Here is an 11,497-nt window from a genome sequence, read left to right as displayed (position 1 = left end):
ATGACCGTTCTCACCCATGCCTTCGTCGGCCTGCACATCATCGGCATCGCCTCGCTCCTGGGCGGGTTCCTGACCCAGATGAAGGCGATGGGCGCCGGCACCGCCCGCTTCGTGCCCGCGATGCTGCACGGCGCGCTGACCATGCTCGTCACCGGTGTGCTGCTGGTCGGCTTCCACGAGATGGGCGACGGAGCGCCCCTGAACAACATCAAGATCGGGGTGAAGCTGGCCGTCCTGTTCGTGATCCTGGCCCTCGTCTACGTCAAGCGCGACGAGGAGCGGATAGAGAAGGGCGTGTTCGGCGCGGTCGGTGGACTGACCGTCGCCAATATCTTTATCGCCGTCCTCTGGACCTGACCGGTCGGATCCCGACCGTCGGCGATCAGCCTCAGCCAGTAGCGGTCATCCCGTCATCCGACCGTGACCTTCCGGCTTAGCGTCCTCCCCCGAGACCAGCGGGACCGACGGAAGGACGTGAGGCCCCCGTGGCCAGCCATCGAAAGCCCAGGCAGCGCCCGTTCTCCGGCGGCACCGTGCGGACGGCCGCCACCCTCGCCCTCGCGGGCGCTGCCACCGCCACCGCCTTCGAAGGCACCTCGCACGCCGAGCCCCAGCAGACCCCCGCCCAGGTCAAGGCGGAGGTAGACCGGCTCTACGGGGAGGCCGAGGCGGCGACGGAACGCTACAACGGGGCGAAGACCAAGGCCGACGAGGCCGAGCGGGCGCTGACCGGTCTGCAGGACGAGGCCGCCCGCAAGGAGGACCGGCTCGGCGCCGCCCGCAGCGCGCTCGCCGCCGTCGCGGCGGGCCAGTACCGCACCGGCGGCATGGGCCCCGCCCTCCAGCTGGCGCTCGCCTCCGACCCGCAGGACTACCTGGAGCGGGCCTCCCTCCTCACCCGGGCCGGCGACCGGACCGCCGCCGAGGTGGCCTCCGTACGGCGCGGGCTCGACGAGGTCGGCCGGCTGCGCGCGCAGGCCGGCGGGCGGCTGAAGGAGGTCAGCGCCCGGCGGGACGAGCTCGCCCGGCAGAAGGCCGCCGTCGAGGACAAGCTCGCCACCGCGCAGCGGCTGCTGGCCCGGCTCAGCGCCGAGGAGCGGGCCGCGTACGAGGCCCAGCACGGCGGCGGCCCCGACGCCGCGGGCGCCCGGCCCGGGGCGGCGGCCGGCCACGCACCGGCGCCCGCCGACGGTTCGCGCGCCGCCCGCGCGGTGGCGTTCGCGTACGGGGCGATCGGCAGCCCCTACGTCTGGGGCGCGACCGGCCCGGGTTCCTACGACTGCTCGGGGCTGACCCAGGCGGCCTGGCGTGCGGCCGGGGTCTCCCTGCCGCGCACCACCTACACCCAGATCAACGCCGGGCGGCGGGTCTCCCGCGACCAGCTCGCCCCGGGCGACCTGGTGTTCTTCTACTCCGGGGTCTCGCACGTGGGCCTGTACGTCGGGGGCGGCCAGATGATCCACGCCCCGCGCCCCGGCTCCACGGTCCGCCTGGCGCCGGTGGACTCGATGCCCTGGGCGGGCGCCTCCCGCCCCGCGTAGGCGCGTACGCACCCCTTGCAGGCGGCGGCTACGGGGCCTTGACCGTCTGGCTCAGCCAGCCGAAGGTCTGCGGCAGCTGCCGGGACCAGGACTCCAGGTTGTGCCCGCCGGTGACCTTCTCCGCGTGGACCGTGGTCGGCTCCTTGGCGAGCGCCTTGAGGTCCGTACCGGACAGGTAGCCGTCCTGCTCGGCCCCCGACATCCACAGCGCGACCGCCGGCGGCGCGGGCTGCGTCTGGAGGAGGTTCTTCAGGTTGTGGGTGCGGCGCAGCTCGGGGTCCTTGGCGACCAGCGACGTCGGCTCCTGGCCGGGGTCGTTGTAGCCGGACAGCGAGACGGCCGCGCCGTAGCGGTCGGGGTGCAGGATGGCCAGCTTGGCGGCGCAGTAGGCGCCCGCCGAGTAGCCGGCGACGCCCCAGGTGCGGGGCTGGTCGGAGACGCGGAAGTTGTCGGTGACCATCTTGCGGACGTCGACGCTGAACCAGCTGTCGGCGTTGACCTTGCCGGGGATGTTGGCGCAGCCGGTGTCGGCGTTGCCCAGCAGCATGGCGCGCGGGGAGACCAGGATGAAGGGCTGGACCTTGCCCTCCTTCATCAGCGGCTCCAGCACCTCGTGCGCCTTGAGCCCCTGGAACCAGGACTTGCCCGTGCCCGGTATGCCCGGGATCAGCTCGACGACGGGGAACTTGCGGTCCTTGTAGGCGGGGTCGTCGTACTGCGGGGGCAGCCACACCATGACGTCGCCCTTGACCCCGGAGACCTTCCCGTCGAGCTCGGTCTTCTTCACCCGCCCGCCGAGTCCCTCGACGGGCTGGAAGTCCTGGCGGACCTTCGGCTCCTGCCGGATCTGCTCCGCCTTCTTGCCGCCCATGCCGTCGGGCCCGAGGTCGGGGGCGGACTGGACGTAGCTGCCGGTGCCCATCAGGTCGCCCCAGGAGGCGTAGAAGTTCATGTCCCGGTTGACCGCGACGAACACCAGGGCCACGGCGGTGACCTGGGCGAACACCACCATCAGGGCGCGGGTCGCCACCCGTACCGCGGCCGGGCCGCGCACCTTGCCCCACACGCTCAGCGGCAGGACGACGGCGATCACGGCCAGGCCGGTCACCGCCGCGAACACAGGGGTCCCCGTCAGGCTCATCACGCCACCCAAGAGGCCGCGGCGGCGCCGTCCGGTTGCCCTCCGGGGCTGCGTCGTGGATCACACCCCGGGGCCCGGCCCCGGGGTGTCACCCCTGGTCCACCCGCAGGTCAGACCAGGCGGCGGGCGGTGGCCCAGCGGGTCAGCTCGTGGCGGTTGGAGAGCTGGAGCTTGCGCAGGACGGCCGAGACGTGGGACTCGACCGTCTTCACCGAGATGAACAGCTGCTTGGCGATCTCCTTGTACGCGTAGCCGCGCGCGATCAGCCGCAGCACCTCGCGCTCGCGCTGGGTGAGCCGGTCGAGGTCCTCGTCGACCGGCGGGGCGTCCGTGGAGGCGAAGGCGTCGAGGACGAACCCGGCCAGCCGCGGGGAGAACACCGCGTCCCCGTCCTGGACCCGGAAGACGGAGTCCACCAGGTCGGTGCCGGTGATGGTCTTGGTGACGTAGCCGCGCGCGCCGCCCCGGATGACCCCGATGACGTCCTCGGCGGCGTCCGACACCGACAGGGCGAGGAAGCGCACCGGGTTCTCGGCCGCCGCCATCAGCGGGGCGCAGCGCCGCAGCACCTCGACCCCGCCGCCGCCGGGCAGGTGGACGTCCAGCAGGACGACCTCGGGCCGGGTGGCGGTGATGACGGTGACGGCCTGGTCCACGTCGGCGGCCTCGCCGACGACCTCGACACCGGTCCGGGCCGTCTCCCCGATCTCCGCCTGCACGCCCGTGCGGAACATGCGGTGGTCGTCGACGAGGACCACCCGGACCCTCCTGGCCCCGTCGTTCACAGCGCTGCCCTCGGTCATGCCGCGTTCGCCACCCTCTCCATCTCCAGTTCCACTTCCGTGCCGCCGTCGGGCGCGGAGCGCAGCCGGGCGGTTCCGCCGTTGCGCTGCATCCGGCCGATGATCGATTCTCGTACGCCCATGCGGTCGCCGGGTACCGCGTCGATGTCGAAGCCCGGTCCCCGGTCCCGTACGGACACGAACACCGTGCGCCCCTCCACCTCGGCGTACACCTGGACGGGGCCGCCCTCGCCACCGTACTTGGCGGCGTTGACCATGGCCTCGCGCGCAGCCTGCATCTGCGCCGCCAGCTTCTCGTCGAGCGGGCAGTCACCGACGACGACCACCTCGATGGGGACCCCGTGGTGGTCCTCGACCTCGGCGGCGGTCTTCTTCACGGCCTCAGCGAGGGTGGCCGGCTCCTCGGCCTCGTCCTTGCCGGTCCCCTCGGGCTTGTACAGCCAGTTGCGCAGCTCCCGCTCCTGGGCGCGGGCCAGGCGCCGGACCTCGCCGGCGTCCTCGGCGTTGCGCTGGATGAGGGTGAGGGTGTGCAGCACGGAGTCGTGGACGTGGGCGGCGACCTCGGCGCGCTCCTGGGCGCGGATGCGCATCAGCCGCTCCTCGGAGAGGTCCTGGGTCATCCGGATCAGCCAGGGCCCGGCGAGCAGCGCGATGCCGACGAGGACGGCGAGGACGGCGGTGAGGAGGTTGCCGAGCTGGGCGGCGGAGCCCCGCACGACGATGAACACGGTCAGGCCGACCCCGACGAGCAGCACCCCGGCGAGCGCCCGGGCCAGCTGGATCAGCCGCTTCTGGCGGTCCCCGGCGGCGGGGTTCCAGTGCTCGCGGCGGGCGTTGTCGGCCTGCCTCCAGACGAGGACGACGCCGGCGCCGACGAGCAGGGTCGGCCAGATGTAGCGGCCGTTCGCGCCGCCGACGCGGAGCTGGGAGAAGAAGATGCCCGCGCCGACGACCAGCGCGATCAGGCCGGAGACCGCCCCCTTGTCGGGCTTGCGCAGGCGCCGGGTGCCGTCGGTGAGGGTCTCGAAGAAGGAGTGGTGTCCGCTGCTGCCGCCCACGCCGAGCGGAACGAACACCCAGAAGGCGGCGTAGAGCAGCACCCCCAGCCCGTCCCCCCACAGGAACATGGCGAGGAAGGCGAGCCGGATCCACAGCACGGGCAGCCCGAGGTGCCCGGCGAGTCCGCGCGCGACACCGCCGAGCATCCGTCCGTCGGCGCTGCGGTAGAGCCTGCGCGGGGGGATGTCGTCGGGGTCGGGGGCGTGCGGGGTACGGGCTGCGGCTGCTGGTGCTGCGGGCATGTCACCTAGGGTCACACGCCGGGCAGGGCGGCGGCATCAGGGCATCCCCCCAGTTCGTCCGGGGGGATATCAGGGTTGCGCCAGGGTCGGGCCCGGTGCCGGGCGGCCGGACGGCCGGTCACCATGGAGTCATGACCGACGTACACGACGCTCCGGCCGCCGATCCCGGGGCACCGCCGGCCGCCGAGCGGCCACCCCTGCGGCGCAGCAGGCGCGACAAGGTCCTCGCGGGCGTCTGCGGCGGCCTCGGCCGGTATTTCGACCTCGATCCGGTCGTGTTCCGGGTCGTTCTCGGGGTGCTCGCCGTGACCGGCGGCGTCGGCCTGGTCTTCTACGGGTTCGCCTGGCTGCTGCTCCCGCTGGACGGCGAGGAGGAGAGCGAGATCCGCAAGCTGCTGACCGGCCGGGTCGAAGGGACCACCCTGGCCGCGGTGTTCAGCGCCCTGGTGGGCTGCGCCCTGTTCCTGTCGATGCTCGACAACGGGGTGCTGGGCGGCTTCTCCGTGCTGGTCGTCCTCGCGCTCGGCGGGGCCGCGTACTGGTCCCAGCGCCACCGCCGGACGGCCGCCGACCCCGAGGCGGAAGCCCCGGGCGCGCACCGTCCGGCGCCGCCGGAGACGCAGGCGCCGCCCGCGCCGAGCAGTCCGTCCTGGTGGCGGGATCCCCTCGTGAAGGACGGCACCACCGGCCCCGTCGGCTCCTCCGGCTACCTGTGGGGCCCGGACGACGAAGCCGGCGCCGACGCCGCCCCGGGCGCGGTCCCCGGCCGGGCCCCGGCGAAGCCGCGGACCGCCGGGGTGTACCGGGAGGGCCGGGGCGGGATCGGCGGGCGGGTCTTCGTCCTGGCGCTGCTGGCCGGCGGTATCGGCACCGCGTCGGTGTGGCACGGCAGCCCGCTCGGCCACGCCCTCCAGGTCGGACTGGCCTGCGCCCTGGCCGTCTTCGGGCTCGGCCTGGCCGTCAGCTCGGTCAAGGGCCGCACCGGCTTCGGCACGATCCTGCTGGGCCTGGTCACCGCCGGGCTGCTCGCGGCGGCGACCGCCCTGCCGCGCGAGGTCAGCACGGACTGGCACGACGTCGCGTGGCGTCCGGCGGCGGTGGCCGACGTCCGGCCGCTGTACTCGTCCGGGACGGGTCTGGCCACGCTGGACCTGAGCCGCCTGGACGTGCCGAAGGGCACCACCGTCTCGGTGCGCGCCTCCGTCGAGGCGGGCCGGCTGAAGGTGGTCGTCCCCCGCGAGGTCACCGCGAAGGCCGACGTCTCCGTCGGCCTCGGCGACATCCAGCTCCCCGGCGACCGCTCCGTGCGGATCAAGGAGGGCGGCGAGAACCGGCAGGCGACCCTGCCCCCCACCGCCGGCACCGAGGCCGGCGGGACGATCGAGCTGCACCTGCACGCGGGTGTGGGACAGGTGGAGGTGGCCCGTGCGGCGTCATGAGTTCCAGCCGGGAAGGCTGCTGGCCGGCCTGGTCCTGACCGCGGCGGGCGTGCTGTACCTGCTCGACGCGGCCGGCCGGACCGACCTGCCGTGGTTCCTGGTGGTGCCGATGTCCCTGGGCGGACTGGTCCTGGCCGCCCTGGTCGGGCTGGTGACCTACGCGCTGCGGCGGGACCGGCGCGACCGGATCAGGGAGTCGAGGGACCAGTAGGGCGCCCCGGCGAGGACCAGCGGGAGCCAGGCCATCAGGTACACGAGGTCGTTGCCGTAGTAGTACGGGGTCACGGCCCAGGAGACGGTGAACCACAGGCTGAGCGAGATCAGCGCACCGCCCGCGGCCGCGATCCGGGTCAGCAGCCCGGCGAGCACGCCCAGGCCGACGAGGAGTTCCCCGAGGGCGATGGCGAGGCCGAAACCGGCGGGTGCCTTCAGGGCGAGGTCCACCAGGGCGGGGATCGCGGCGGTGTCGCGCACGCCGCGCATCTGCTCGCCGATCGAGCCGGCGCCGGCCGCGGAGAAGAAGCCGGTGGTGGTCAGTTTGTCGAGGCCCGCGTAGACGAAGGTCACGCCGAGGAAGATCCGCAGCGGGAGGAGGGCATGACGGGCGGCGCGTTCTCTCCAGGGGGCGGACCGCGCACCGGAGGGGTCGTCAGTTCGGTTCACCCGGCCATGTCTACCCGCTTCATTCGGCCACGTCGATGACGCACCGGTTGGATTCCACCCCGCCGGCGGTCACCACCTGGACCTCGACCCGGCCCGGTTCCACCTCCGCGGGCACCGGCACCGTCAGCACCGTGTCGGACGGGTTCACGAACCCGCCGGCCACCGGGACCAGCGGCACGTGCACGTGGACCGCGCCGATCCGCACCACCAGCCGGGCGAGCATCTCCGGGGTCTGCGCCCCCGCAGGGACGAAGCCGACGCCCCGGATCTCGATGTCGTCCCCGGGGCGGACCGCCGCGTCGATGTCCCCGGGCTCGCGTCTGCGGACCACCGACAGCACCAGCGGACGGCTGCCCTCCGCGTACTTCGCCGCCAGGTACACCGCCGCCGACAGCGCCACCAGCAGGGCCAGCGCCCACGGCAGCTGCGGCAGCCGGGCGGGGAACCGGGCCAGCGACACGGCCGCGTAGCCCAGCACCACCGTGGAGGTCAGGACGTACTGCGCGTCCGGGAAACTCCCCCGGCCGTCGTCGTCCGTCAGCAGGTCCGCCCCGCGCGGCCGGTCCGCCGGAAGCTTCTGCAGCCGCTGCCCCATGATCCGTACGGAGACCACCCGGCGCACCAGCACCGCCACCCCCGAGGTCAGCGCGACCACCGCCAGCAGCGGCAGCGCCCGCCCCAGCGCGAACCCCTGGTACAGGGCGTCCCGCTCCGGCCCGGGCGAGGAGGCGGCCAGCCGCAGCGCGGGCAGCAGCGCCGCGAACGCCGTCAGCACCACCCAGGCGCACGGCACCGCCTTCGAGGTCGACAGCCGGTTGTCCTCGCCCACCACCGGCGCCAGCAGCCCGCCCCGCACCGACTGGGCGCGGGCGGCGACGGTCAGCAGCCCGGCCAGCACCAGCGCGGCCAGCAGCGCGGCGGTACGGGCGGTGGACCAGCCGGTGCCGAGGGCCGTGCCCACCTGGACCACCAGCAGCACCCCGGCGGCGATCCACAGGGCGAGGACGGCCCGCCGGGAGAACAGGTACAGCCAGGAGTTCCCCGCCTCCCGGCCCCGCTCGGCGGCCGTGCGGGCGGACAGGGTCAGCTCGTCGGACACCCACTGGCGGGAGGCGCCGAGGGAGTGGGCCACGGCGGGTGGCACCCCCTGTCCGGCGGCGAACTCGTCGCGCTTCTCCAGGAACGCGGCGAGCGCGCGCCGGTGTCCCTCGCGCGCACAGTCGTCACAGGCGCAGACGGCGGTATGGGTACTCCGGGACATCTCTTGGACAGCCACGTGCGTGCCGCCTCTCTGAACTACGGTGCGATGCCAGCGAATTGTGCACCACTGCGGCAGTGCTCCGGATTGCGCACGATGTCAGAGCAGGTGATTAACCGTTCATGATGTTGACGCCAGCGCTCCGCTGCCCTCCGCGAGCGTCTGCCACAGCGGCTGGTAGTTCGCCCACGCGGCCAGATCGCCGCCGAACCGCTCCCGTGTGGCGACCGCCGCCCGGTGGTCGATCGGGACCGGCTTCCCGGCGGCCCGCGCGATCAGCTGCACCTGCGCCGCCCGCTCCGCCGCGACGAACCACCACACCGCCGCGTCCACCGACCCGCCGACCGTCAGCAGCCCCCGGTTGCGCAGGATCAGCGCCTTGTACGGGCCCAGCGCCCGCGCGACCCGCTGCGGGTCCTCCGCCCCGGCGTACTCGTCCAGGAGGGCGTGGTCCTCGTAGAAGCAGCACGCCTCCTGGCTGACGGGGGCCAGCAGCTCCCCCAGGCAGGCCAGCGCCCTGCCGTACGGGCCCTGCGCGCGGACCACGGCCACCACCTCGGGCCGCGCCCGGTGCACCGCCGCGTGCACCGCGAAGGCCAGCTGGTTCACCCGCCGACCGCCCCGCACCACCCGGCCGTCCCCGTCGGCCAGCAGCAGGTCCTCCGGGCCCAGGCCGGCGAAGGCCCGGCCGAAGGGGTTGACCCAGTAGCAGTCCGCGAACTCCGGGTCCCTCGCGGTGACGTGCCCGCCGACCCCGTCCTCGTACCCGAGCCGGCCCAGCAGCCGCAGCGCCCCCGCGAGCCGCTCCTTGCGGTACGCGCGCTCCTCGGCCGGGTCCTCGTGCACGGGCGGCATCTCGAACGCCAGCCGGTCCACGGGCACGGGCACGGGTACGGGTACGGGTACGGGCTGCTGCTCCGGCACGGCCCCCTCCTTCGCTCGCCGCGCAAGGTACCGGCGCGGCCGCCAGGAGACCAGAGCCGGGGCGCCGTGGGGGGGAGAACGGCGAAGCCGCCGCTCCCCGGGGGAGCGGCGGCTTCGCGTCAGGCGCGGCGGCGGGAGGTGCCTACTCCCACTCGATGGTGCCCGGGGGCTTGCTCGTGCAGTCCAGGACCACGCGGTTGACGTCCTTGACCTCGTTGGTGATACGCGTCGAGATCCGGGCCAGCACCTCGTACGGCATCCGGGTCCAGTCGGCCGTCATCGCGTCCTCGGACGAGACCGGGCGCAGCACGATGGGGTGGCCGTAGGTGCGGCCGTCACCCTGGACGCCCACGCTGCGGACGTCGGCGAGCAGGACGACCGGGCACTGCCAGATCTCCCGGTCCAGGCCGGCCGCGGTGAGCTCCTCGCGGGCGATGGCGTCGGCCTCGCGCAGCAGGTCCAGGCGCTCCTTGGTGACCTCGCCGACGATGCGGATGCCGAGGCCGGGGCCGGGGAAGGGCTGGCGCTGGACGATCTCCTCGGGCAGGCCGAGCTCCTGGCCGACCATCCGGACCTCGTCCTTGAACAGCTGGCGCAGCGGCTCGACGAGCTCGAACTCGATGTCGTCGGGCAGGCCGCCCACGTTGTGGTGGGACTTGATGTTGGCCGTGCCGGTGCCGCCGCCGGACTCCACGACGTCCGGGTACAGCGTGCCCTGGACCAGGAAGGCGACCGCGGGGCCGTCCTCCTGGAGGATCTCCAGCTGGGCCTGCTCGAAGACGCGGATGAACTCGCGGCCGATGATCTTGCGCTTGGTCTCCGGGTCGGAGACGCCGGCCAGCGCGGTCAGGAAGCGCTCCTGGGCGTCGACGACCTTCAGCTGGACACCCGTGGCCGCGACGAAGTCCTTCTCGACCTGCTCGGTCTCGCCCTTGCGCATCAGGCCGTGGTCGACGTACACGCAGGTCAGCTGGGAGCCGATGGCCTTCTGCACGAGGGCCGCGGCGACCGCGGAGTCCACACCGCCGGACAGGCCGCAGATGGCGCGCTTGTCGCCGACCTGCGCCTGGATCGCCGCGATCTGCTCCTCGACGATGTTGCCGGTGGTCCAGGTGGGCTTCAGGCCCGCGCCCCGGTAGAGGAAGTGCTCCAGGACCAGCTGGCCGTGCGTGGAGTGCATCACCTCGGGGTGGTACTGCACGCCGTACAGCTTCTTCTCGTCGTTCTCGAAGGCCGCGACGGGGACGACGTCGGTCGAGGCGGTGACGGAGAAGCCCTCGGGGGCGGCGGAGCAGGCGTCGCCGTGGGACATCCACACCGACTGGTGCTCGGGGGTGCCCTCGAACAGGGTCGAGCCGGGCTTGGAGACCGCCAGGGGGGTGCGGCCGTACTCGCGGGCGCCGGTGTTGTCGACGGTGCCGCCGAGGGTCGTCGCCATCAGCTGGAAGCCGTAGCACATGCCGAAGACCGGGACGCCGGACTCGAACAGGGCGCGGGCGTCGTCCAGGCGCGGGGCGCCCTCCTCGTAGACGGACGACGGACCGCCGGAGAGGATGATCGCCTTCGGGTCCTTGGCGAGCATCTCGGCCACGGGCATCGTGCTGGGCACGATCTCGCTGTAGACGCGGGCCTCGCGGACGCGGCGGGCGATGAGCTGGGCGTACTGCGCGCCGAAGTCGACGACGAGGACCGTGTCCGGGGCGCTGTCGTGGGCGGCGGAGGGTGCTTCTGGCACGGGAACGGCCTTCCGGCGGAAAGAGGGGTTGTTCTGTCGATTCTACCGGTGGCGCCACCCCTGGCTTTGTCGCACCATCCGAGGCCCACGTCACGTCCGGGGGGTGTCTCAGCATCCGGGCCCGATTGGCCCGGGCGTGGGCGGGCGGGCCATAATCCCCACCATGCGCAAGCAGCTGAGCTTCCTCTTTACCTATGGCACCGGCCGGTCCGGTCGCCATGGGTCCGTGTGATGCTCGCTTGAGCCGCTGACTTCCCAGAGCGCCCCGGTCCGACAGGACCGGGGCGCTCTGGCGTTTCCGCTCCTGCCGGCCACGAAACCCAGGAGAACCTCATGACCACCACCGCCACCGCTGCCGCTGCCGTGACCCCTGAGCAGCTGATCGCCGACTGCCGTGAGCGCATCGACGCCCTCGACGACCGGATCATCGGTCTGATCCAGGAACGCATGGCCGTCTCCGCCGTCATCCAGGAGGCCCGGATCGGCGCGGGCGGCCGGCGGGTGCACCTGTCGCGGGAGATGGAGGTGCTGTCGCACTTCAGCGACGCCCTCGGCAAGCCCGGCACCGGGCTCGCGATGACCCTGCTGGAGCTGTGCCGGGGCCGCGTCTGACCCCGCGGGCGCCTGTTCGTCACCCGTCCGGGCGGTGTCCGCGCCCGGGGCCCTTCGTTGAGGGGGTGCCCGCGGGAGCG

General features: G+C 73.5%; 11 protein-coding genes and 1 pseudogene. 5 read left to right on the top strand and 7 right to left on the bottom strand.

What is annotated here, in order from left to right:
• Entirely contained in the window at positions 1-357 is a 357-nt protein-coding gene (locus tag ABZ716_RS10620; protein WP_351878150.1) for a hypothetical protein, read from the top strand.
• Positions 358-485: 128 nt separating this feature from the next.
• Entirely contained in the window at positions 486-1,541 is a 1,056-nt protein-coding gene (locus ABZ716_RS10615) for a C40 family peptidase (protein ID WP_358958070.1), read from the top strand.
• 28 nt (positions 1,542-1,569) lie between these two features.
• Here ABZ716_RS10615 and ABZ716_RS10610 read toward each other — a convergent pair whose 3' ends face one another.
• The 3 genes from ABZ716_RS10610 to ABZ716_RS10600 form a co-directional block, all read right to left on the bottom strand.
• Positions 1,570-2,682 (bottom strand): alpha/beta hydrolase-fold protein, encoded by a 1,113-nt coding sequence (locus ABZ716_RS10610; protein ID WP_358812824.1) that lies wholly within the window; start codon positions 2,680-2,682, stop codon positions 1,570-1,572.
• 110 nt (positions 2,683-2,792) lie between these two features.
• The gene (locus ABZ716_RS10605) at positions 2,793-3,485 is read right to left on the bottom strand and encodes a response regulator transcription factor (protein ID WP_042817248.1); all 693 of its coding nucleotides are present in this window, start codon (positions 3,483-3,485) and stop codon (positions 2,793-2,795) included.
• Complete coding sequence (locus ABZ716_RS10600) at positions 3,482-4,786, bottom strand: PspC domain-containing protein (protein WP_351878162.1); 1,305 nt, start codon at positions 4,784-4,786, stop codon at positions 3,482-3,484. Before ABZ716_RS10600 ends, ABZ716_RS10605 begins: the two co-directional genes overlap by 4 nt.
• A 131-nt stretch (positions 4,787-4,917) precedes the next feature.
• Here ABZ716_RS10600 and ABZ716_RS10595 point away from each other — a divergent pair, with 131 nt between their 5' ends.
• Positions 4,918-6,225, top strand: coding sequence for a PspC domain-containing protein (locus tag ABZ716_RS10595; RefSeq protein ID WP_358958067.1), 1,308 nt, complete (start codon positions 4,918-4,920; stop codon positions 6,223-6,225).
• Positions 6,212-6,436 (top strand): hypothetical protein, encoded by a 225-nt coding sequence (locus tag ABZ716_RS10590; protein WP_351878167.1) that lies wholly within the window; start codon positions 6,212-6,214, stop codon positions 6,434-6,436. Before ABZ716_RS10595 ends, ABZ716_RS10590 begins: the two co-directional genes overlap by 14 nt.
• Here ABZ716_RS10590 and ABZ716_RS10585 read toward each other — a convergent pair.
• The 4 genes from ABZ716_RS10585 to guaA form a co-directional block, all read right to left on the bottom strand.
• Positions 6,382-6,888, bottom strand: a complete 507-nt coding sequence (locus ABZ716_RS10585) for a DoxX family protein (protein WP_358958066.1) — start codon at positions 6,886-6,888, stop codon at positions 6,382-6,384. The two genes, ABZ716_RS10590 and ABZ716_RS10585, sit on opposite strands and share 55 nt — an antisense overlap.
• Positions 6,889-6,907: 19 nt before the next feature.
• The gene (locus tag ABZ716_RS10580) at positions 6,908-8,164 is read right to left on the bottom strand and encodes a hypothetical protein (RefSeq protein ID WP_358958063.1); all 1,257 of its coding nucleotides are present in this window, start codon (positions 8,162-8,164) and stop codon (positions 6,908-6,910) included.
• 102 nt (positions 8,165-8,266) lie between these two features.
• Positions 8,267-9,070: a class II aldolase/adducin family protein gene (locus tag ABZ716_RS10575; RefSeq protein ID WP_358958061.1), complete on the bottom strand. Its 804-nt coding sequence runs from the start codon at positions 9,068-9,070 to the stop codon at positions 8,267-8,269.
• A gap of 142 nt (positions 9,071-9,212) precedes the next feature.
• Positions 9,213-10,805: a glutamine-hydrolyzing GMP synthase gene (guaA, locus tag ABZ716_RS10570; RefSeq protein ID WP_358812818.1), complete on the bottom strand. Its 1,593-nt coding sequence runs from the start codon at positions 10,803-10,805 to the stop codon at positions 9,213-9,215.
• 318 nt (positions 10,806-11,123) lie between these two features.
• On the opposite strand from guaA, the pseudogene ABZ716_RS10565 reads away from it, so the two are divergent.
• Positions 11,124-11,417, top strand: a pseudogene (locus tag ABZ716_RS10565) (chorismate mutase); the annotation flags it as partial.
• Positions 11,418-11,497: the final 80 nt, after the last annotated feature.

This window comes from Streptomyces sp. NPDC006687 (assembly GCF_040636215.1).
Taxonomy (GTDB): domain Bacteria; phylum Actinomycetota; class Actinomycetes; order Streptomycetales; family Streptomycetaceae; genus Streptomyces.
This window is presented reverse-complemented; position numbering and strand designations above follow the sequence as displayed.

Bases quoted from the DNA above. Each gene is read 5' to 3' on its own strand.
- ABZ716_RS10620 (WP_351878150.1), top strand. From the start codon at position 1: ATGACCGTTCTCACCCATGCCTTCGTCGGCCTGCACATCATCGGCATC.
- ABZ716_RS10610 (WP_358812824.1), bottom strand. From the start codon at position 2,682: ATGAGCCTGACGGGGACCCCTGTGTTCGCGGCGGTGACCGGCCTGGCC.
- ABZ716_RS10605 (WP_042817248.1), bottom strand. From the start codon at position 3,485: ATGACCGAGGGCAGCGCTGTGAACGACGGGGCCAGGAGGGTCCGGGTG.
- ABZ716_RS10600 (WP_351878162.1), bottom strand. From the start codon at position 4,786: ATGCCCGCAGCACCAGCAGCCGCAGCCCGTACCCCGCACGCCCCCGAC.
- ABZ716_RS10595 (WP_358958067.1), top strand. From the start codon at position 4,918: ATGACCGACGTACACGACGCTCCGGCCGCCGATCCCGGGGCACCGCCG.